This is a genomic window from Streptomyces sp. NPDC021749, assembly GCF_040640655.1.
GTDB lineage: Bacteria > Actinomycetota > Actinomycetes > Streptomycetales > Streptomycetaceae > Streptomyces.
The window spans coordinates 215,433-237,356 of sequence record NZ_JBFACE010000009.1 but is presented as its reverse complement, the minus strand read 5'-3'; the positions used below and the strand labels follow the sequence as shown (position 1 = coordinate 237,356).

General features: G+C 71.2%; 16 protein-coding genes. 9 read left to right on the top strand and 7 right to left on the bottom strand.

From position 1 onward, the window contains the following. Positions 1–4 precede the first annotated feature (4 nt). From AB0G35_RS12310 to AB0G35_RS12295, 4 genes are read right to left on the bottom strand one after another with little or no spacing between them, the layout of a single operon-like run. Positions 5–460, bottom strand: coding sequence for a MaoC family dehydratase (locus AB0G35_RS12310; RefSeq protein ID WP_360947548.1), 456 nt, complete (start codon positions 458–460; stop codon positions 5–7). Further along, positions 457–1,983, bottom strand: a complete 1,527-nt coding sequence (gene menE / locus AB0G35_RS12305) for an o-succinylbenzoate--CoA ligase (protein ID WP_360947546.1) — start codon at positions 1,981–1,983, stop codon at positions 457–459. Before menE ends, AB0G35_RS12310 begins: the two co-directional genes overlap by 4 nt. Positions 1,984–1,993: 10 nt before the next feature. Then, positions 1,994–2,869, bottom strand: a complete 876-nt coding sequence (locus tag AB0G35_RS12300; RefSeq protein ID WP_360947574.1) for an amidohydrolase family protein — start codon at positions 2,867–2,869, stop codon at positions 1,994–1,996. A gap of 11 nt (positions 2,870–2,880) precedes the next feature. Continuing rightward, on the bottom strand, positions 2,881–3,798 hold the full coding sequence (locus tag AB0G35_RS12295) for an SDR family oxidoreductase (RefSeq protein ID WP_360947544.1): 918 nt from the start codon (positions 3,796–3,798) through the stop codon (positions 2,881–2,883). A 231-nt stretch (positions 3,799–4,029) separates the two neighbouring features. On the opposite strand from AB0G35_RS12295, the gene AB0G35_RS12290 reads away from it, so the two are divergent. After that, positions 4,030–4,455, top strand: coding sequence for a MarR family transcriptional regulator (locus AB0G35_RS12290; RefSeq protein ID WP_360947572.1), 426 nt, complete (start codon positions 4,030–4,032; stop codon positions 4,453–4,455). A gap of 564 nt (positions 4,456–5,019) precedes the next feature. On the opposite strand, the gene AB0G35_RS12285 is transcribed toward AB0G35_RS12290, so the two are convergent. Next, positions 5,020–5,412 (bottom strand): hypothetical protein, encoded by a 393-nt coding sequence (locus AB0G35_RS12285; protein ID WP_360947542.1) that lies wholly within the window; start codon positions 5,410–5,412, stop codon positions 5,020–5,022. A gap of 69 nt (positions 5,413–5,481) precedes the next feature. Here AB0G35_RS12285 and AB0G35_RS12280 point away from each other — a divergent pair, with 69 nt between their 5' ends. The 4 genes from AB0G35_RS12280 (at position 5,482) to fabV (ending at position 15,025) form a co-directional block, all read left to right on the top strand. Then, positions 5,482–8,442, top strand: coding sequence for a hypothetical protein (locus tag AB0G35_RS12280; protein ID WP_360947540.1), 2,961 nt, complete (start codon positions 5,482–5,484; stop codon positions 8,440–8,442). A 22-nt stretch (positions 8,443–8,464) separates the two neighbouring features. Next, on the top strand, positions 8,465–13,294 hold the full coding sequence (locus AB0G35_RS12275) for a peptidoglycan-binding domain-containing protein (RefSeq protein WP_360947538.1): 4,830 nt from the start codon (positions 8,465–8,467) through the stop codon (positions 13,292–13,294). A 64-nt stretch (positions 13,295–13,358) separates the two neighbouring features. After that, positions 13,359–13,622 (top strand): hypothetical protein, encoded by a 264-nt coding sequence (locus AB0G35_RS12270; protein ID WP_360947536.1) that lies wholly within the window; start codon positions 13,359–13,361, stop codon positions 13,620–13,622. Positions 13,623–13,807: 185 nt separating this feature from the next. Then, positions 13,808–15,025 carry an enoyl-[acyl-carrier-protein] reductase FabV gene (gene fabV / locus AB0G35_RS12265; protein WP_360947534.1) on the top strand — a complete coding sequence of 406 codons (1,218 nt, stop codon included), beginning with the start codon at positions 13,808–13,810 and terminating at the stop codon, positions 15,023–15,025. A gap of 37 nt (positions 15,026–15,062) precedes the next feature. Here fabV and AB0G35_RS12260 read toward each other — a convergent pair whose 3' ends face one another. After that, complete coding sequence (locus AB0G35_RS12260) at positions 15,063–16,250, bottom strand: glutamate--cysteine ligase (RefSeq protein WP_360947532.1); 1,188 nt, start codon at positions 16,248–16,250, stop codon at positions 15,063–15,065. A gap of 98 nt (positions 16,251–16,348) precedes the next feature. Here AB0G35_RS12260 and AB0G35_RS12255 point away from each other — a divergent pair, with 98 nt between their 5' ends. Next, positions 16,349–17,155, top strand: a complete 807-nt coding sequence (locus AB0G35_RS12255; protein ID WP_360947530.1) for a PIG-L family deacetylase — start codon at positions 16,349–16,351, stop codon at positions 17,153–17,155. Here the strand turns inward: AB0G35_RS12255 and AB0G35_RS12250 are convergent. Further along, a complete protein-coding gene (locus AB0G35_RS12250; RefSeq protein ID WP_360947528.1) occupies positions 17,086–18,579 on the bottom strand; it encodes an alpha/beta hydrolase in 1,494 nt (497 codons plus the stop codon). The two genes, AB0G35_RS12255 and AB0G35_RS12250, sit on opposite strands and share 70 nt — an antisense overlap. 164 nt (positions 18,580–18,743) lie before the next feature. On the opposite strand from AB0G35_RS12250, the gene AB0G35_RS12245 reads away from it, so the two are divergent. Genes AB0G35_RS12245 through AB0G35_RS12235 form a run of 3 tightly spaced genes read left to right on the top strand, consistent with a single transcriptional unit; the run spans position 18,744 to position 21,900 of the window. Then, entirely contained in the window at positions 18,744–20,000 is a 1,257-nt protein-coding gene (locus AB0G35_RS12245; protein ID WP_360947526.1) for an ATP-grasp domain-containing protein, read from the top strand. Further along, the gene (locus AB0G35_RS12240) at positions 19,997–20,833 is read left to right on the top strand and encodes a DUF364 domain-containing protein (protein WP_360947524.1); all 837 of its coding nucleotides are present in this window, start codon (positions 19,997–19,999) and stop codon (positions 20,831–20,833) included. The genes AB0G35_RS12245 and AB0G35_RS12240 overlap by 4 nt, the downstream gene beginning before the upstream one ends. Next, positions 20,830–21,900, top strand: coding sequence for a cysteine synthase family protein (locus AB0G35_RS12235; RefSeq protein WP_360947522.1), 1,071 nt, complete (start codon positions 20,830–20,832; stop codon positions 21,898–21,900). The genes AB0G35_RS12240 and AB0G35_RS12235 overlap by 4 nt, the downstream gene beginning before the upstream one ends. Positions 21,901–21,924 lie beyond the last annotated feature (24 nt).

Here is a 21,924-nt window from a genome sequence, read left to right as displayed (position 1 = left end):
CCCCTCACGCGTAGAAGCGCGACAGGCTCTGCAGCACGGCCGCGGGCTTCGTCCCGCCGTCGCTCTCGACCGTGCCGTCGACGGTGATCTGCACCCCGCCGGGCACGTCCTCGACCTCGGCCAGCCTCCCGGCCAGTCGGATGCGGGAGCCGACCTTCACGGGGGAGGGGAAACGCACCTTGTTGAGGCCGTAGTTGACCTTCGTCGTCACGCCCTGGACGTCCAGCAGCTCGGTGAACAGCGGGATGAAGAGGGAGAGGGTGAGGTAGCCGTGGGCGATCGGGGCACCGAAGGGGCCCGCGGCGGCCTTCTCCGGGTCCACGTGGATCCACTGGTGGTCGCCGGTGGCGTCGGCGAAGGTGTTGATCCGCTCCTGGGTGACCTCGATCCACCCGCTGGCGCCGAGGTCGCTGCCGGCGAGCTTCTTCAGTTCGTCGATGCCGTGCACGGTGATGCTCATATGGCGTTGCCTGCCTGGGAGTGGGTGGATCCGAAGTGCTGGCGCACCCGGGACTTGAGGAGTTTTCCGGAGGCGGTGCGCGGGAGTTCGTCCGCGACCACCACCGACTTGGGGATCTTGTACTTGGCGAGCCGCCCGGCCAGCGAGGCCAGCACCTCGTCCGGGTCGAGCGCGACGTCCTGGTGGGGTACGACGACCGCGCGGGGCACCTCGCCCCACGTGTCGTCCGGGACGCCGATCACGGCGCACTCGGCGATGCCGGGGTGGGTGAGCAGCAGGTCCTCGATCTCGGCGGGGTAGATGTTCTCCCCACCGGAGATGATCATGTCCTTGATGCGGTCGACGATGTACACGTACCCGTCCCCGTCGACCCGGGCGGCGTCCCCGCTGCGGAACCAGCCGTCCGCGAAGGAAGCAGCCGTCTCCTCCGGCAGCCCCCAGTAGCCGGCCATGACGTGCGGCCCGCGGACGACGACCTCCCCCGTTTCGCCGACGTCGACCGGCGTGAGGTCCGGGCCGACCACCCGTACGTCGCTGAAGAAGTGCGGCACACCGGCCGAGCCCGCCTTGTCCACCGCGCGCTCGGCATCCAGGAACAGCGTTCCGGGCGCCGCCTCGGTCATGCCGTAGCCCTGGAGGAAGGTCAGGCCGCGCTCCTGATAGCGGGCGATCAGCGGTGTCGGTACCGGGGAGCCACCGCAGTTGAGGATCCGCAGGCTGGACAGGTCCGCGTCCGGCCAGCGGGGATGCCGCGCCACCTGGTCGAACATGGCCGGCACCCCGAACATGAAAGTGATCCGGTGCCGTGCGATCAGGTCGAACGTGGCGTCCGGGTCGAAGGCCTCCACGAGCACACAGGTGCCGCCCTTGAGCAGTACCGGCAGGGTGAGCATGTTAAGACCGGCCGTGTGGAACAACGGGGCGGAGACCAGGGCGCGTTCGTCGGCGGTCAGATCGGTGTCGACCAGCACGTTGAGCGCGTTCCAGGTCAGGTTGCCGTGGGTGAGCATCGCGCCCTTGGGGCGGCCGGTGGTCCCCGAGGTGTACATGAGGAGGCAGGTGTCGTCGGCGGCGACCGCCTCGTCGATCGGCTCGTCCGACGCACCGGCGAGCGCTTCCTCGTACGCGGCGCCCACCTCGACATACGTAAGGACGTCGGTGGTGCCCGGCAGCCCGGCGACCAGCCCCGTGTGCGAGGGGCCGTGGACGAGGGCCTTGGCGCCGGAGTCGGTGAGCTGGTGGGCGATCTCCGGGGCGGCGAGACGGGTGTTGAGCGGGACGAAGACCGCGCCGAGGGTGCCCGCGGCGAACAAGGTTTCCAGGTAGGAGGGGTGGTTGGGGCCGAGGTAGGCGATCCGGTCGCCGCGCCGGACGCCGCGGTCGCGCAGCGCGTGCGCGAGACGGGTGGTGCGCTGGTGCAGTTCGGCGTATGTGGTCGCGGTGTCGCCGTGGAGCAAGGCGGTGCGGTGCGGGGTCTTGCGGGCCCGGCGTGCGGGCCACGACCCCAGTCCCTCGTTGCGCATCAACGGCCCCTTACGGCTTGGTCAGCCCGAGCAGGCGGGCGGCGTTCTCCTTGCGGATCTTCGGCCTCACCTCGTCCTTGACCGGCAGCTTCGCGAAGTCGGCGAGCCAGCGGTCCGGGGTGAGGACGGGGAAGTCGGATCCGAAGAGGACCTTGTCCTTGAGCAGCGTGTTCGCGTACTGCACCAGCTGCGGCGGGAAGTACTTCGGGGACCAGCCGGACAGGTCGATGTGTACGCCGGGCTTGTGCGTGGCGACGGCGAGGGCCTCGTCCTGCCAGGGGAAGGACGGATGCGCCAGGATGATCTTGAGGTGGGGGAAGTCGGCGGCGACGTCGTCCACGTACAGCGGGTTGGAGTACTTGAGGCGGATCCCGCCCCCACCCGGAACGCCGGCGCCGATGCCGGTCTGGCCCGTGTGGAAGAGCGCGATCGTACCGGTCTCCTCGATGACCTCGTACAACTCATAGGCGACGGCGCGGTCGTTGGGGAAGAAGCCCTGGATGCTGGGGTGGAACTTGAAGCCCTTCACGCCGTACTCCTCGACCAGGCGGCGGGCCTGCCGCACGCCCGCCCGGCCGCGGAAGGGGTCGATGGAGGCGAAGGGGATCAGGACGTCGGCGTTGGCGGCGGCCGCCTCGGCGACCTCCTCGTTGGGAACGGGGGCCGTACCGGTCGCGGACTCGGCGTCCACCGTGAAGATCACGGCGGCCATCTGCCGCTCGCGGTAGTAGGCGGCCGTCTCCTCAAGGGTCGGCTTCCGTTTGCCCTCGACCTTGAAGTAGGCGGAGGAAGCGTCGTGCAGGCCGTCGTCCAGGGAGGAGTGGCCCTGGGAGGAGACCTCGGCATGGGTGTGGACGTCGATGGCGACGAGGTCTTCGAGGTTCATGGCGGGGGTCATCACGCCTCCGGGACGCGGGGTGCGGGGATACCGACCGTCTGGAGTTCGGCCCCGACCGAGGTGGGCCAGGCGGCGGCGAGCGCGTCCGGGGTCCAACCGCCGTGCGCATAGGCGGTCTTGACCTCCTGCGGATGCGACCAGAGGGTCACCCGGTCGCCGCCGATGCCGATCGCCTGCCCGCTGATGCCGCGCGCCGCCTCGGAGGCGAGGAACGGCACGAGGGCCGCACAGTCCTCGGGCGTGCCGAAGCCCTCGCCCTTGCGCAGGAAGTCCGGCAGCGGCTCGCCGTTCTTCATGGCCTCGACGTACGGGGCGAAGGCCGGGACGGTCTCGGTCATCGCGGTGGCGGCCACCGGCACGATCGCGTTGACGGTGATGCCGGCCCGGGCCAGCTCCATGGACCAGGTACGGGCCATGGCGGCGATACCGGCCTTGGCTGCGGCGTAGTTCGTCTGCCCGAAGTTGCCGCGCTGGCCGGCCGGGGAGCCGACCAGGATCAGCGTGCCGCCCTCGCCCTGGTCGCGCATGCGGACGGCGGCGGCGCGGGCGCAGGTGAAGGTGCCCTTGAGATGAGTGGTGAGCACCGCGTCGAAGTCCTCGTCGGTCATCTTCCACAGGACCTTGTCGCGCAGGATGCCCGCGTTGGTGACCATGACGTCCAGCCGCCCGAACTCGCTCACGGCGCGCGCCACCAGGCGGTCGGCGGCCTCGGCCGTGCCGACCGGCACCACCTCGGCGACGGCCGTGCCGCCCGCCTCCGTTATGGACTTCACAGCCGTTTCCGCCACGCCCTCGTCGACGTCGTTGACGACGACGCAGGCGCCGTGCGCGGCCAGTGCCTGCGCGTAGGCGAGTCCGAGGCCCCGGCCACTGCCGGTGACGACGGCGGCCTTGCCGGTGAGATCGATCGTGGGCACGTACCAGTCCCTTCGTAGGGGCGCCTGCACGGCGCTCGGGGTGCGGCGTCGAGATCGAAGGTAAGAACAATGATTGTTGACGTCAATAGTTGTTGCCGACCGGCGCGATGCGCCACACTGTGCTCAGCACCCGCCATCCGCCCCTTTCCGGGGCCCTTGACCAGGGAGTCCGTCATCGCCCGCCAGCCGCGCAGCAAGGCCCCCGTCCCGATCGACGCGCACGAGCCGTGGATGCGCGGACTGCACGCGGACACGGGCTACCTCCTGTACCGGCTCGGGCTGCGCTCCGGGCAGCTGTTCAACGCCTTCCTCCAGGAGTCGGGGGTGCGCCTGCGGCACTACGCGCTGCTGCGCTTCCTCGCCACGTCGGAGGGGGCTCTGCAGCGGGAACTGAGCGCACGGCTCGGCTATGACCCCAGCGCGATCGTCGGTCTCGTCGACGACCTGGAGAGGCTGGGCTTCGTGGAGCGCCGGCCGGCCCCCGACGACCGGCGCAGCCGGATCGTCGTGCTGACGGAGGAGGGGCGCGCCTTCCTCCGCGACACCGACGCCTCGGGCCTGCGCGTGACGAACGAGCTGCTGGATCCGCTCAAGCCGGCCGAGCGGAAGACGCTGCATGCGCTGCTGCTGCGGATCGCGGAGGCAGGGCTGGAGTGACGGTAGTTGGGGCCCGCATGCTGTGCGGGGTAGGTGGCGGGAGCGGGCGGTCCCTTCAACTGCCGTACTGCGGAACGTAGTTCAGGCAGATCCGGTACGGAGGGATCGGTGCCGGGAGCGGTGCGGTGCCGGCGCCGGGCGTCCAGGTCGAGCTGTGCCTGGCGCAGGCCGGCGGTGCCGTCGCGGGGCCAGACGTGCCGTTCCAGGAGGAGGCGCCGACGGGGGGCGGCTGCCTGAGTGCCGCGTTCAGAGCTGGGGCCGGGACGTCGTCCGGAAGACGGGCGGCGCGGCGGCTCCCTTCCACGCTGGGGCCCCGGCTGCCGGCCCGCACCGGGCCGCCCCGCTGCGGCCACCGGCTGCGGCCGCCGACAGGCCGGTAGCTGCCGTTCTGCCCCAGTGGCGAGCATCCGTCACCGGAGTGAGCATGGAAGAGAAGTGGACCGTGAAGGTGCCCATGCCGCACCTCGCCACTCGTATGACCTCGTGTGAAGGTGCCGTGCCGCACCTTGCCACTCGTATGACCTCGTTACCAGTCTCATGAGCTCGGGTGAGGCGTTCCCCATGTCATTCCGTACCCGCCGTCCTGTCTCCCTGAGGCTCGGGGAAGAGCTGCGCAACCATCCTGGTGAGGGCCGGCACGATGACCACGGAGGCGATCGCGGCGGCGGCCGCGGCAACCGCGCCGGCGGCGGAGGATTCGGGGGCGGCGGGGGCGGTGGCGGTTTCGGAGGGGGCGGTTTCGGCGGGGGCTTCGGGGGTGGTGGCTTCGGCGGGGGCGGTGGCGGGCCCGGCGGCGGCTTCGGCGGGGGCCCGGGCGGTGGCGGTTTCGGGGGTGGGGGGCCCGGCGGCGGCTTCGGTGGTGGGGGCCCCGGTGGTCCGCCCCACCACCCGCCCGGCGGTCCGCCCCACCACCCGCCGGACGGCCCGCCCCACCACCCGCCGGACGGTCCGCCTCATGACCCCGGCAGACCCCCCGACGAGCCCCCTCCACCGCATGACGAGGACGTCGCGGAAGGACCGTTCCGGGTGGTGCGGCCGGCGGACATGCTGGTCGTCGACATCACACTCGTGGGCCTGAACTTCGACGGCGATCGCCACCGCCTCGTGCGGGCCCCGGACGCACCCAACGCGTTCGTCCTCGTCGGGCTGCCTCCGCAGCACGTGGTGGAAGAGGTGCCCGACAAGCTGAGCACGGTCACCGCGCCGATGAAGGCGGTCACCGCCGGCTCCACCCGGCTGGCCTTCTCGGTGCCGGACGACATCAAGGAGCTGAAGCTGTCGCTGGACGGGTTGCTCGACTGGGAGCGCCTGGTGCCGCTCAGGGTGCCGGACGGTCCACCGAGCCCGGACACGCCGGGAACGACGATCTTCCAGGGCGTCCCCAGGAGCATCATCGAGTTCCCCACCCGACTGTTGATCACCTACGACGAGCCGGTGGACTGGTTGGGCGGGACCCGGCCCCAACAAGCCGACGGCCGCACCGCGTTGTGGCACGCCCGGCTGGTGCCGGATGCCGCCGTCCCCGGTGAGCACGGTGCACCGGACGGCGGCGTGAAGTTGCGGGCCTTCGCGACGGTCACCAATGGCGGGACGCTGCCCCCGGGTGCCCCGTACGTAGCCCCTGTCCTGCGGGACCTCGTCACCCTCACCAGCCGTATCCCGGTGCCCGGAGTAGGGGGGCCTCTCGAAGTCCACACTGGCCCCTTGCACGCGGAGCAGTTCCTCATCACGCCCATGGGCACCTCGGCCCATCTGCACGGTGCCTGGGAGCCGCTGTCGGAGGAAGCCCTCGCACGCTACAAGGCGGCCAGTCAGCCCGCGCCGAATCTGGTGGCGTACGACCACATCACAGGCCTGGGACGTGACCAGTACGTCCGCATCGTCCGCCACGGCCGATTGTGCACCGGCCATGAGGCACTGCACATGCAGGAGTTCAGGCGGATCTTCATCGCGCGTCCGGACGACGGAATCGTCGCCTACCTGCAGCGGGAGGACCGCATCATCGTCAAGCAGCCGGAGAAGACCTATGGGGCGGCCACCGGCTTCCCGCATGGGGGACGCGAAATGCCGTTCCAGATGCTGCGTATCACCGACCGCGTCACTCCGGTGATCGTTCCGCCCAAGCCTCCTCCGGATCCCCCACCGCCTCCCGAAAAGGACGAGGAGGAGACCACGGCTTTCTGGGTGCGTCTCAAAGAATCCGGCGAGGACCACGAATTCACCCTGATCGGCACGGATTCCGAGGGCCGCAAGGTGAGCTTCACCATGCCGCTGGTGTTCGTGCCCGATGGACTGCTGGACGAGCAGCAGCAGTTGCAGCGCCTGTACGACCCGGCGAAGGAAACAGAAGAAAAGTTGGCGAAGCGCCAGCGACGCGCGCTGCACGGCCAGGTGATGGCCATGGCGCCGCCCCCCGACGGCGCTCCCGGCAGCACCAGTCACGCGGTCGGCTTCCTGACCTTCGGGCTCCGCCCGAAGGAGGGCGGCGCGCTGGCGGTGGGCAAGCCCTGCGTCCACACGGCGGAGGTCCGCGTCCCCGCCGTCGAGCAGTTCACTCCGAACGCCGGTGATCTCAGCGTCGAGTTCAACGCCACGTATCTGAAGCATTCCATGGAGGAGCATCCGGCCGGGGCGTACCTCAACCTGCTGGACCCGCTCAAGCTGGCCTTCGGGGCGGAGCAGGCGGGCGGACTGTCCAGCCCCAACGCCGCGGTGAAGGTGATCACCAGCCAGGCGGGCGTCATCCCCGACGTCTTCAAGACGGACCCCACCGGCGCGGTCGCCGATGCGAACGACATCAAAGCCATCAGGGATGCGTTCGGCGGGGCCCAACTGCTCGGCATCGACCTCGGCACGTACCTGAAGCAGCTCGTCAAGGACCAACTCGGCACACTGCGGCAGCTTGACGACCAGCAGATCGAGAAGATCTTGAAGAACGGCGAGTTGCCCGCGCCCGTCCTGCGTATGCGCGACCTGGCGGACGGACAGGGCAAGGAACTGCGGTACGTGTGGAAGCCGCCACTGGCCCGGCCGACGAAGGACGGCGGTGAGGTGGACCCGACCGCCCTGATCGACGTGTCCAAGGCCTCGCTGATCCTGGATGCCCGGACCGTCCGTTCGAAGGACGCCGTCGCCAAATCCACGGTGCAGGGCACCCTGAGCCACTTCGCGCTGGACTTCCTGGGCATGGCCCGAGTGGAATTCGAGGAGCTGAAGTTCAAGACCGGGCCGGGGCAGAAGCCCGATGTGGCGGCCTCCGGCGTGGAGCTGCAGTTCCGCGGTGCCCTGGAGTTCATCAACACCCTCCGCAGCGCCCTGCCCGCCGACGGCTTCGGCCCCGGCGCGTTCATCGACGTCCAGACCACCGGCCTTCGCGCCGGCTACACGCTCGCCGTTCCCGCCATGCCCCTCGGCGTCTTCAACCTGGCCAACCTCTCCCTGTCGGCCGAGTTGGCGATCCCCTTCGACGGCAAGCCGGTCTCGTTCCGCTTCTCGGTCTGCGAGCAGAAGCACCCCTTCACCGTCACGGTCTCCCTGTTCGGCGGCGGCGGGTACTTCTCCCTGCTGGTCGACGCCCATGGTGTACAGGAGGTCGAGGGCGCCATCGAGTTCGGCGGCGCCGCGGCGCTGGATCTGGGGGTCGCGAGCGGCGGGGTCTCCATCATGGCGGGCATCCGCTTCATGCTCGCCAAGGACGACATCAAGCTGACCGGCTACCTGCGGTGCAACGGCTTTCTGACGGTGCTGGGCATCGTCACGGTGTCCGTCGAGTTCTATCTGGAGCTCACGTACGAGAAGAAGGGCAAGCAGTCGATCGTCCGCGGCAGGGGCACCCTCACGGTCAGCGTACGGATCGCCTTCTTCAGCAAGTCGGTCTCGCTCGAACTGGAGCGGACCTTCGCCGGTGCGCCGGTCGACCCGACGTTCGCGCAATGCTTCTCGAAGGAGCAGGACTGGCCGGAATACTGCGCGGCGTTCGCCGCGTGAGCGAACCGCGTGGAGAGCCACCATGGACTTCGAACAGCAGATCAACTGGACCGTTCTCCCCGCCGGGCTGACGGAGGACGGCACACAGGTCAAGGTGTCGGTGTTCATCGCGCCGCGGCTGATGGGGCCCGCTCCGCCCGACCCGTCCGACCCGGCGAAACGCGCCACGCTGGACTCGCACTTCCCCGATTTCCTCCACTGGCCGGACCGGATCGCACCCGCCACTTTTGATTTCGCCACCGGCGAGGGCACCGCCGAGCCCTCCACGTCCACCGAGGCGAACGAGGAGCCCGCCACGACGCCCGCCCCCTCGACACCCTTCGTCACCGGGCTGAAGCCGCAAGGCCCGCTGCCCGACGCGAACTTGTGGGAGAGCCTCTTCAACGAGGCCACGCCGCTCGATCCCTACGTCTTCGAAAGGCATACGGACCAGGCGTGCGAGACCTACTCCACCAAGGAGGTCAGCGCCTTCACCAAGGGCAAATACGCCGAAGCGGCCATGACGTCACCCGAGGTACCACCCCCCACCAAAGACCTGGTGATGCCACCGAGCGACGGCCCGACGGACGACGGAGCCGACAACGGCGGTTCAACGGGCGGCGGCTCCCCGAGCGACGGCTCCGGGGGCTCCGGGGGCACCGGGGACGTGGGCCCCAAGGCCGCGCCCGCAGCGGTCGGCGACACCACCGCGGACGACGAACCACCGATGCCTTCGCAGCTCCAGGGCCTGTACAACTTCCACACGATCCCCATGCCGGAGAAGCCGCCCACCCTCGCCGGCCAAGAACCGTCGCCGCCACCGCCGCGACCCGAGAAGCACGATCCCGACTTCCACCAGATGCTCACCTGGCTCGGCGACCACCCCACACTGCTGCGGCACCTCGGACTCGTTCTGGACTTTCGCTTTCCGGCCGACCTGCTCCCCGTCTCTTCAGGCCAGTTGTTCCTGAAGGTCATCCCCCACTGGGAGCCCGAAATGGAGAAAAAGGCGTCGCACGACGTGTCGCCTCGCACGCGCTACGTCTTCCTTCCGGACCGCCGCGCCTTCGTTCCCCGGGCCGGGGCACCCACCCGCGGCCCGCTGACGCCCCCCTCCCGCGGCCTGGTGGAACTGAAGGGGAAATTCACGCTCGAACCGGCTGACATCGACGCCGCCGCAGGCAAGATGGTCGGGCCGGCAGAAAACGCCACCGGACTCGCCACGGTGCGGACCCATGGGATCGCGCTGGTCAGGGACCAGCGCGTGGAAAGCCTCCGGCAGGATTTCGCCCGGGCGGCCGAGCATGATGCGGCGTTCGCCCGGGTGGTCGAACAGCAGAAGCAGGGTGCGACACCCGGCCCGCAGAATCCGGGAGCCGTCCCACACGCCTCGGACGACGAAGCACCCACCCCCGAACTGTTCGCCGAGAACCTGGTGCGCGGCCACCGGCTGGACATCTGGGACGAGACCCGACGGCATTGGTTCTCGCTGCACGAGCGCGAGGTGCAATACCGTAAGCCGCGCGGCGGACCGCTCCTGCTCACGGCCTCCGACGAGGGCTTCTTCCAGGCCCACCTGGTCAGACCACCCCGCGAGGCGCTGAACCCCGACCACCTCTACGTGCCCGAGCAGCTGGTCACCTGGGACGGATGGTCGCTGTCCGCGCCCCGGCCGGGTTTGGTGCTGGACACCGATGACGGCTCGGGCGACGAGGACCGGCACCCCAACCAGCCGGTACCGCTCAACAACGAGGCGCAGACGAAACTGCCGTTGGAAATCACGCCGGGAGTGCGGCCCGGCACGCTGCCCAGGCTGCGGTTCGGCCATGAGTACCGGGTACGCATGCGCACCGTAGACCTGGCGGGCAACGGGCTCGACAAGGCCGATGCCGACGCTCTGGTCGACCTGTCGGGCAACGGGGCGGACGGGGCGGACGCCGACGGCCTGAAGGACGGGAAGGCCCTGGTGCTCCCCGAGGACGCGGGGCTACTGACCTTCCAGAGGTTCGAGGCCGTTCTGGCACCCGCCGTCGTGGCCAGGTTCCGGTCCGGGGAAGGCGCTTCGGAATTCCGGCTGGTGATCCGGAGCAGCCCGGGGGCCGGGCCACCGCCGGCCACTTCGGGGACGCCACCGATCACCGTCCACCGGGCCAATGTCCAGCCCAACATGACCAATGACGAGGTACGCATCGTCCAGCAGGCCCTCATCGCCCAGGGCCATCCCATCCAGGCCGGCCCGACCGGATTCTTCGGCGACCAGACCAGGGCCGCCTATGCCGAGGAGCAAAAGGCCCAGGGCTTCAAGGGCAGCGACGCAGACGGCATACCCGGCTGCACGACTCTGGTCGCACTCGGCCGCAAGAGCGGCTTCTTCGTCGTCGCCGACTGCCCCGGCGGCGGCACCGGCACCGGTGCGGGAACCGGCACTGCGGCCGGCGCCGGAACCGGTATGACGGCGGAGCAGTACGCCGCGGACTTCAACCGGTCGTCGCTGGTCACCTCGCAAGGACACGACCCCTACCGGGGTACCGACGAACGCCATGTGGTGGCACCGAAGGCGTCGCTGCGCTGCATCGAGTGGCACGGACTGCTGGACGAGGCCATCGGATCCACGGACCCGAACGTGCAGAACGAGGTCTACGACCTGGCCGTACGGGAGAGCGGCTCGCTGAGCGACCCGTCCCAGCCGGATGTCGAAGTGAAGACGATCAAGTCCCCGGCGGCGGATCCCCACAACCCGGCGAACACCGTTCTGCACAAGGGCGAGCAGGTCGAACTGCCCTACCTCCCCGACCCGCTGTCCACGGGAGCGGTCTTCCTGGATCTGCCCGGCATGCCCGAGGGGCAGCCCTTCCCGGTCCCCTGGGACGGCGATGTCTGGCACCGCCCGCGCTCCCTCAGGCTGCGGCTGGCCGAGGGCACCGCGGCGCCGCGCTTCGACGAGGCGTCCCGGGTGCTGACCGTCTCGCTGCCGAAGGGCGCCGTGGCGACCGTCCGGGTGTGCTCCGTGATCGACTTCGAGGAGAAGATCATGGGCCTGGCCGGGTGGTGCCGGGAGCAGCAGGAATCGGCACCGAGGCTCGCGATGGAGGGGGAGGGGGAGGCGGCGGCGCGGAGGGCGGCAGCAGCGCGGCGCACCGACGACGTGCTGGCGCTGGCCGCAGACAGCCGCCACTGGATGTTCACCCCCTGGCAGGAACTGACACTGGTCCACGCGGTGCAACGGCCCTTGCAATCACCGGTGTTGACGCTCGTGCAGCCGGTGCCGCCGGCGACCCGGCGTCCCCTCGGAGCGACCGCGCAGCACCTCTCCGGGGCCATCGCACTGGACGAGGCAAGTACGGACCGGGTCGACCTGATCGCCGAGTGGACCGAGGTGCGGGACGCCGGCCGCCATGGGCGCGACCCCCGTGAGATGACCGCCCCGGTCTTCCACCTGCTGACGGCGTGGGCGGCGGGCAAGGAGGGCGTCCCGGGCGCCGAGCCCGCCCTGCTCCGGGACGGCGTCCTGACCTTCAACACCGAGGCGGCGGAGAAGAAGGCGGCGGCGGACGCCGCGGACGCGGCGGCGCACCCGGACAAGCACCCCGACCCGCCCCATCCCGCCAAGCACGAGTTCGGCGACACCAAACACCGGACGGTGCGCTACCACCCGGTGGCCAGCAGCAAGTTCGCCGACTACTTCCCGGCGGAGTTCGCCGCGCCGGGCGAGAACCGGCTGACCGTGGCGGGGCAGCCGCAGGAGTACTCGGTACCGAGCAGCCAACGCCCCACGGCGCCGAAACTGCAGTACTGCGTACCCACCCTCACCCTGGAGGAGATCGAAGGACCGCCCGGCGTCATCGTCCACCGCCGGCGCGGTCGCGGCATCCGGGTCTACCTGGACCGCCCCTGGTACTCCTCCGGAGACGGCGAACTGCTCGGCGTGGTCCTCGGTGACCCGCCGGGAGGCGACCCGACGTCCGTACGGGATGCCTGGGTCACCCTGATGGGCCGCGATCCCATCCACCGTTCCGCACGGGTCGTGGCCCCGACCCAAGAGGTGTTCACCAATGCCGTGCAGCGGTCCCCGAGACTCTCTCTCGACACCCCCTCGGGCGCACTTCCCGTCCTGGTCGTCGGCTTTCCCCCGCAGTTCGAAGAGGTCGAACCGAAGTCCGGCGACAATCTGGACGCGATCGGCCGCTGGTTCTTTGACCTGGACCTGGACACGGGAGACGCCTGCCTGCCCTTCGTCCGGCTCGCCCTGGTCCGTTACCAGCCGGATTCCGTCCAGGGAGCCGAGATCTCCAAGGTCGTCCTCGCCGACCTGGTACGCACCCTGCCCGACCGTGAGTTGCGGGTCACTCTCGGCGACCCGCTGTCGGTGAGCGTCACCGGCCCTTCCTGGGACCCCACCGGCTCGCTGCCGCCACGGATCACCGCCACGCTGCAACGCCGGAACAGCCTGGTCGACGACGAAGACCTGGGCTGGGTGACCCTCGACGACACCACCGTCCAACTCGCCTCGGTCGACGCGGACTCCTCCCACACGCCGTTCTACACGGGCAAGATCCCGATGCCGCCCGGACGGCGCGGGCCGCTGCGTCTGATGGTCCTCGAAACCGAGGGCATCCGCCCGGACGCCCCCAACCCGCCCACGACGCCAGGGCCGGTGATCTACTGCGACACCGTCGAACTCCCGCGGAGGCCGGGCGGTCCGGGCGGCGACCATGATCACGACGATCACGATCACGGCGGCCATGACCATGGCGACCATGATCATGGTGGGCCCGATCACGGCGGTCCGTTCGACCACGACGGCCCGTTCGATCACGACGGCCCGGATCACGGCGGGCCAGGCTTCCATCACCGCGGCTTCCCTCGCCACTGACCTGCGGTGACACCGCAAACCCGGTTGGTGGATCGTATCCGGTGCCGCCGGTGATACTCCCGGCATGAGCAGAATCGCTGAAGTCATCGTGCTGGCGCAGGACGCGGACGAGGTCATGGAGCCGCTGACGCGGTACGACGACTCACGGACCTGGAAGGGCGTCTTTCACGCGATGTCCCCGGGCGGCAACTACGGGTTCGGCTGGGGAGCGGAGTTCGTGCGGATGCACAGCAGAACCGGGTTGCTGAGACATCTGGAGTCCTTGCCGTGGCCCCGGCCGCCGGAGGAGGACGAGGCCGGCGACCGGTCCCGACCGCCGGCCTGGTGAGGGCCGTAGTGGAAAAGCTCCAATCCAAGATCGTCATCGCTGTACCCGTTGATGTCATGCTCCGTCCCGGTGGGGGAGGAGACTTGCCAAAGGCGCGCAAGGTGCGCCGGCCGCGGCCGGCGCGGTGGAGCTCCCCCGCCCCGGTGCGCACCTTCATGTCCGAATGACCTAAGGACTGACTCATCGTGACCGAACGCGTCCTCACCCCCCGTCACCGTGGTTTCCTCTTCCTTGACTCCCACCCGGCCGGCTGCCGGCGCCTGGTCGAGGAGATGTGGCAGGCCGCCGCGCCCGGCCCCGCGGCGGCGCCGACGGAGGACGGCCCGGTGGCGCTGGTCATCGGTTCGTCCGCCGGATACGGGCTCGCCGCCACCATCGCCGGCCTCCGGCGGGCCGGGATCCGCGGTATCGGCGTCTGCTTCGAGAAGGGCCCCAGCGCCCGGCGTACCGCGACGGCCGGCTGGTACCGCACCGCCGCGACCGCCGAACTCGCCGCCCAGGCGGGGCGGGACATGGTCTTCCTCAACGGCGACGCCTTCGCCGACGAGATGAAGGACCAGGTCGCGGACCTCCTCAAGCAGCGGTTCGGCGGCCGCCTGGACTACCTCATCTACTCCGTCGCCGCGCCCCGCCGCACCGACCCCGACACCGGGGCGCTCTACGCCTCCGTGCTCAAGCCGATCGGCCAGGCCCACCGCACCAAGACGCTGGTCTTCGACGACCAGGGCGCGGGCGAGGTCACGGAGGTCGAGACCCAGCCGGCCACGGGCGACGACACCGAGCAGACCACCGCGGTGATGGGCGGCGCGGACTGGGAGCGGTGGATCGCCCACCTCGCCGACCGCGGCCTGCTCGCGGACGGGTTCACCACCGCGGCCCTGTCCTACATCGGCTCCCCACTGACGGCCGCGATCTACCGCCACGGCACCATCGGCGCAGCCAAGGCCCACCTGGAAGGCACCGCCCGCACCCTGAGCGAGCGCCTGGAAGGGCTCGTCGGCGGTCGCGCGGTGACCTCCGTCAACGGTGCCGCCGTCACCCAGTCCTCCACCGCCGTCCCCGGCATCGCCCTGTACGTCGGGCTGCTGCGCGGCGTCCTCGGCGAGGGCGTGGTGCCGCCGCTCGCCCAGCTGACCGACCTGTGGGACCAGCTCACCGGCGCCCGCCCGCTCGACCTGGACGACGAAGGCCGGGTACGCCTCGACACCTGGGAGCTGGCCCCCGACGTCCAGTCCGCCGTCGCCGAACGCTGGCAGGCCGCCACGACCGACACCATCGCCGAACTCGCCGACCTCGACTGGTTCCACGGTGAGGTCCAGCGCCTCTACGGCTTCGCCGTGCCCGGCGTCGACTACACCGCACCCGTCGCCACCGACGTTCCCTGGCCGCGCCACGGGGTCTGATCCCTCGCGGCCGGCAGGCCGGTGCCCCCGTCCACCTCTAGGCCGGTGCCGGTGCCGGTGGCGGTGTCGCAGCGGCGATCAGGTGGTCGACGACGTCGGGCAGGCTGTGGCGGCGCTCATAGGCGGCGCGTTGGAGGTCGGCGCCATTGCCCACGGCCTGCAGTCGTGACCATCCGAGGCGCACCAACTCCAGGTCGCCGTAGGCCCGCAGCGCGGGCCGGATCCACGCCAGGAGCTGGTCCACCCGGGCCACGGCCGGGACGAGGCGGCTGGTGGGCAGAGCGATGCTCTGCCCGGACAGCCCGTCGCGGGCGGCACGCCAGCAGGCCGCGCGCAGGAGTTCCGGTTCCGGGCGTGGCGCCGGTTCTCCCGCCTCGATGGCCTTCAGGGCGGTCGCGACCATGGCCCTGACGACGGCCGAGAACAGCACGGTCTCGTCAGCGGTGGCAGCGGCGTCGGCCACCCGGATCTCCAGGGTCGGCACATGGGCGGAGGGTCTGATGTCCCAGTACAGGCCGCCCCGGTCCATGACCGCCCCGGTCTCGATGACCCGGCCGACGAGGCCGTCGAAATGGGCCGGCGACTCGAAGTACGGCGGAGGACCGGCGATCGGCCAGCGCGCCAGGGTCAGCACCCGCCAACTGGCATAACCGGTGTCCCTGCCGTTCCAGTAGGGCGAGTTGGCCATCAGGGTGATCAGGGTGGGGATCCAGGGCCGCAGGTGGTTGCTGACCTGGAGGGCCCGGCCCAGGTCCGCGATCCCCACGTGAATGTGGCAGGCGCAGGCGGTCTGTTCGTCGTCCAGGGCGCGGAAGGTCGCCGCGCTCTGCGCGTAGCGAGGCCCTTCCGAGATGGGCGGCGGAACCAGCGGGCCGAGAACGGGCGAACCGCTGGACACCAGGCGCAAACCTTGTCGTTCCGCGGCATCGGCGACGAGGGCACGCATCGACCGGATTTCTTCCCCGAGTTCCCGTACGAGGGTGTGCGGTTCGGTGCGCGCCTCGACCTGATAACACGTCAGTTCGGTGCCGACCCGGGCCCCGAGTCCGGAAGCGGAAGCCTGGGCCACCACCTTCTGCCCCTGCGGGCTGACTTCCCGGGTCACCGGATCGACCAGCAGGTATTCCTCTTCCACCCCCAATGTCAGCGGTGCTTCGGCCGCCGCTGCGGCGGGGGTGGGAAGGTGGCGGTTCGCGTTCGCAGGGCGCTCAGCTTCGCTCTCCACGCGACCATAGTGCACGAGAGGTGACGCAACTCCAGTCACACGGACGGGAGTTCGCCATTTCTGGATGCGTTCTGCTCCCTACGGGAAGGTGGCCGTCGATGTCCGTACCGAGTCTGCTCGGGGTCTTTGCCCATCCTGACGACGAGTCGTTGGTGGCGGGCGGAGTGCTCGCCCGGCACGCGGCGGCGGGAGCGCGTACCGGCGTCGTCACGGCGACCTGGGCCGTGGGCACGCACCGGGCCGGGGAGTTGGCCGAGGCGCTGCGGATCCTCGGTGCCGGTGAGCCGCGGATGCTCGGTTATGCCGATGCCCGGGTACCGCAGTCGGCGCCGGGCAGTGCGCCCTTCGTCGAGGCGCCGCTCGACGACGCCGTGCGGCGGTTGGTGGCGCACCTCCGGGACTTCCGCCCGGAGGTGGTGGTCACCCATGACGCCTACGGAGGGCTGTCCGGCCACCCGGACCATGTGCACGCCCACCGGGTGACCGTGCTCGCGGTCCAGGCGGCCGGACTCGACCAGCTCTACCCGGATGCCGGCGACCCCTGGCAGCCGAGCGCGCTCTATCTGGCCACCCATCCGCGCTCGGTGGTGCCGGCGCTGAGGGGGGCGGTCGGCGTGCGCAGGGCGGCCTACAGCGTTCCGGACGACCAGGTCACCGCGGCCGTCGATGTCGGTCCCTGGCTGGAGCAGAAGGTCGCCGCCGTGCTGGCCCATCGCTCCGAGGTGGAGCGAGGAGCCCTGCCGGGTGTGATCGCCGGGCTTCCGTGGGACGACCGGAAGCGGCTGTTGTCCACCGAGTGGTACCTCCGCCAGAGCACAACGCCTGTGGTGGCGGCTCAGGGTGTGGGCAGCCCGGGTCCCGCGCAGTGGACGTTCTTGGCCGGTACGGTGCCGTCCACGAGGTAGGCGGCCGCCGTGCCGTCCACGCAGGGGTTGCCGCGGCTGGCGAAGACGCCGTGGGAGTAGTCGTGGTGGAGGGTGACGAGCCGGGAGCCGGGGAGGCGCCGGGCCAGTTGCCGGGCACCGGCGAGCGGGGTGACGGGGTCGTGTTCCGAGGCGATCAGCAGCACGGGCGGGGCCTGGGGGCTGCCGAGCAGGGTGCGATGAGCGGGCCGGTGGTGCCAGTAGGCGCAGACGGAGGCCTCCATGCCGGTCAGTAGCGGGGGCGGGTCAAGGCGTCGGGAGCGCCGTAGGTCGGCCCGGACCCGTGCGGGGGCGGGGCCGGGACCGTCCGCGCACTGCACGGTGCGGTTGGCGGCCTCATAGGTGCGGGAAGCGGCGCCGGCGAAGGGCTCGGCGGGGTGGAGCGGGGTGGTGTCGCCGGTCCGCAGAGAGCCGGCGATGCCGTCGGCGAGCGCGGTCCAGCGTTCGGTCCGGCCCAGGGAGCGGTACACGGTCCGGTCGAACTCGGCCGGGCCGAAGCTCTGTTGGGGGTGGACGGTGAGGTGGTGGCGGGCCCGGCTATAGGCCGCGCGTACGGCGGTGGCGTCGGTGCCGAGGCCGAAGCGGTGGTGGTATCGGGCGGCCCAGGCGAAGAACACCTCCCGCTGCCGCAGGAGCGCCCGGCTCTGCCGTAGGTCGAAGTCGTACCAGTCCCACGGGCCGACGACGCTGTCGAGCACCATCCGGTCGATGTGGTGCGGGAATGCGGCGGCATAGGCGGCGCCGAGGTAGCTGCCGTACGAGACGCCGAGGTAGCTGATCCGGTCCTCGCCGAGAGCGGACCGGACGGCGTCCATGTCGTGCGCGGTGGCGGTGGTCGAGAGGTGGGGCAGGGTGTCGGTTCCTGTGTGGGCCGCGCAGTCGTGCGCCATGTTCTTCAGGGACTGGTGGGAGGCCCGTTCGGCGGCCCGATCGGTCGGTGCGGGATCGGGGGCCGGGGCGTCGAAGAGGCCGCCCATCGGGCCGCAGTCGGCCGGTGCGCTCTGCCCGGTGCCGCGTGGGTCGAAGCCGATGACGTCGTACGCGCGGCGCACGCTCGCGGGGAGTTTGGCGCGCTTGGTGACGGCGTAGGGGAGCCCCGAGCCGCCCGGGCCACCGGGATTGACCAGCAGGATGCCGCGCCGCTCCTCGGGGGTGCCGGAGGCCGGCACGCGGGAGACGGCGATGCGTATGTGCCTGCCGTCGGGCTTCCGCCGGTCCAGTGGGACGTCGAGATGGCCGCATTCGACCCGGTCGGGGGCGGGCGGCGCCGGTACGGAGCTCGGGCAGGCGCCGAAGCGGAGTGCGGCGTCGTCGTGTGCCTGGGCGGGAGCGGTGGAGGCGGGGACGGCGGCCAGGGCGAGCAGGGCGCACAGGACAGCGCTTCGTTTGGGTGGGGCGGGAGGCACGGGGCTCACCTTCGGAGGGCGGGGGAGGAGGTGAGGTGTCGCCTCCTCAGATGACAATGAAAACGATTATCGATAAGGTTTCTTCTCGGTCAAGCCGGAGCGCCCTCCCACGGGCGCCGCCGGCGTGCCGGACAACCGCAACCGCGCTGTGAGAAGGGGAAGCCGTGGCACATCTGCTGATGGTCGAGAGCTGGGTCGGATCAATGAGCAGACTGCTGCCACGGGCGATCCGCGAGGGCGGGCACAGCTTCACGTTCCTCACCCGCGACCTGCACCACTACCTGCGCTCCGCCCCCGAGGGCACCGCCCACCCGCTGCTCGCCGCCCGTCACGTGCTCACGGCCGAGACCAACGACACCGCGGCGCTGCTGCCCTTCGCCGAGCGCGCCCACGAGGCACTGCGCTTCGACGGCGTGCTCACCTCCTGCGACTACTACTTGCCGACGGCGGCGCGGATCGCCGGGCGCCTGGGGCTGCCCGGTCCCGCGCCCGAGGCCGTCGAACGGGCCTGCCGCAAGGACGCCACCCGCCGGGCGCTGGCCGGGGCCGGTCTGCCGGGACCGCGCTACGCGGTGTGTGCGGACCGGGCCGAGGCCGCTGCCGCCGCCCGGGAGATCGGCTACCCGCTGGTGCTGAAGCCCGTGGACCTGTGCGCCGGGATGTTCGTGCGCCGCGTCGACGACGAGTCCGAGCTGACGCAGGCCCATCGGGCGCTCGCCGGCTTCCCCGTCAACGCCCGCGGACAGCGCCGCGATCCGGTCGTCCTGCTGGAGGAACTGCTCGACGGACCGGAGGTCAGCGTCGAGACCGTGTCGTACGGCGGAACGACACAGGTGGTCGGCATCACCGACAAGAGCGTCGGCGGAGCTCCCGCCTTCGTCGAGACCGGCCACATGTTCCCCGCCGCGCTCCCGCCGGCGGACCGCGAGGCCGCCGAACGGACCGCGCGGCAGGCGCTCGAAGCCCTCGGGCTGGACGACGTCGTGGCCCACACGGAGATCAAGCTGACCGCCGACGGCCCCCGCGTGGTCGAGGTCAACCCGAGGCCCGCCGGCAACCGGATCACCGAGCTCATACGCCATGTGACCGGGATCGACCTCGCGGCCGCCGGCGTGGACGTCGCCCTCGGCCGGGAGCCGGACCTCCGCCACCGGCACACCGGGCTGGGCAGTGCCGCCATCGGTTTCCTGGTGCCGGACGGGGAGGGCGTGCTGGCGGCCGTCGACGGCGGCGATGCGGTGCGAGCCGCGGACGGCCTGCTGGAACTCCAACTCGCCGACCCCGGCCGGGCGGTCGAGGCCGCGGGCAGCAACAACGCCTACCTCGGTCACGTCATGGCAGGTGACACCACGGACACCGGTGCCCGCGCCCGTGTCGAAACCCTGCTCGGTCAGCTCCGCCCGCGGGTGGTGACCCGGTGACCGCCACCACCACAGGCACCCCGCCCACGGCGGCCTCGTACGACGAACTGGTCGCCCGCGTCCTCGCCGGCGACTTCGGCCCGCAACCGCGTACCGAGCGGATCGCGGTGGCGTTCACCACCCGCCAGGCCGTACGCCACGAGGGGCGCAGCGGCGGCTACCGCAACGAAGTGCTGAGCCTGCGGCTGGCCGCAGCGGTGGGCTCCTGCGCGGTCGAGCCGGGCGAACTGCCCGACGGCGCCGTCGAGGACTGCGTCGGTGCCGACGTCGCCCGCCTCCTTCGGCACGAGCTGCTGCCGGTGCGGGTCGCCGCGCTCGACGCGTACCTGATGCACGCCCTGCCGCACCGGGCCCAGAACGGCGCACGACCCTGCCCGCTGCCCGCCGGTACCTCGCTCACCAAGTCCCGGGCGCGGGCCCGGGCCGTCGTCGGGCTGATCGACGCCGCTCCCGGCGCGACCGTGCTCGTGGTGGGGGTGGTCAACTCGCTGCTGGAGGCGCTGCGGGCGCGCGGGTTGCACTACGTACCCTGCGACCTCAAGGGCGGCACGACCGAATGGGGCGAGCCGGTGCGCACCGACGCCCTGGCGGAACTGCCGCGCTGTGACGCCGTCCTGGCATCCGGTATGACCCTCGGCAACGGCAGCTTCGAGCCGCTACGGCAGCAGGCGCTGCGCCACGGCATCCCGCTGGTGATGTTCGCGCAGACCGGCAGCGCGGTGCTGCCCCGGCTGCTCGGCGCCGGCGTCGACGCGGTGTGCGCCGAGCCGTACCCGTTCTTCTGGCTGGACGGCGGTCCGGGCACGATCCACCGCTACGGAGTCACCCGGTGACCACGGCCGTCCTCAGCCCGGCGGGCAACCGGGAACTGCTCGGCCTGCTCGGCCGTACCCCGCTCGCTCCCATCACCGTCGACCTGCCGTGCGCCCACCCCGGCTTCTGGGCCAAGCTCGAAGGGCACGGCGTCGGCGGGATGAAGGCCCGGGCCGCCGTCGCCATGCTGCTCGGTGCCAAGGAACGCGGTGAACTCCGGCCCGGCGCACCGGTGGTGGAATCCACCTCCGGCACCCTCGGCATCGGACTGGCCTTCGCCGGACAGGCACTGGGCCACCCCGTCGTGCTGGTCGGCGACATCGAACTGGAACCCTCGATGCGGCAGCTGCTGCGTGCGCACGGCGTCCGCCTGGAACTCGTCGACCGCCCGGCGCCCGAGGGGGGCTGGCAGGCCGCGCGGCTGAACAGACTGCGCGAACTGCGGTCGCTGCTCCCGGACGCGTACTGGCCCGACCAGTACAACAACCCCGACAACAAAGCCGGTTACGCCTCCCTGGCCGCCGAACTCGCCACCCAGCTCGACCACCTCGACGTGCTGGTGTGCAGCGTCGGAACCGGCGGCCACAGCGCGGGCGTCATCGGCCCGCTGCGGCGGCACTGGCCCGGCCTGCGGCTCATCGGCGTGGACGCCACCGGATCGACGATCTTCGGCCAGCCCGCCCGGCCCCGGCTCATGCGCGGCCTGGGCAGCAGCATCCACCCGCGCAATGTCGCCTACGACGCCTTCGACGAGGTGCACTGGGTCGGCCCCGCCGAGGCCGCCGACGCCTGCCGCCGGCTGGCGGCCGGCAACTTCGTCAGCGGGGGCTGGAGCACCGGCGCCGCGGCCCTGGTTGCCGCCTGGGCCGCCCGCGTCCATCCGGGCGCAGTGGTCGCCACGGTCTTCCCCGACGGGCCGCACCGCTACCTCGGCAGCGTCTACGACGACGACTTCGCCACCGCCCACGGGCTCACCCCGGCCACCCCGGCAGCCCGCCCCGTGGAGATCCCCCACCCCGGCGCCGTGGAGGCCACCGGATGGACCCGGTGCCGCACGGTCACCGACCCCCTCGACACCACCCCGTAAGAGCACCGGCACCCGCGAGAACCC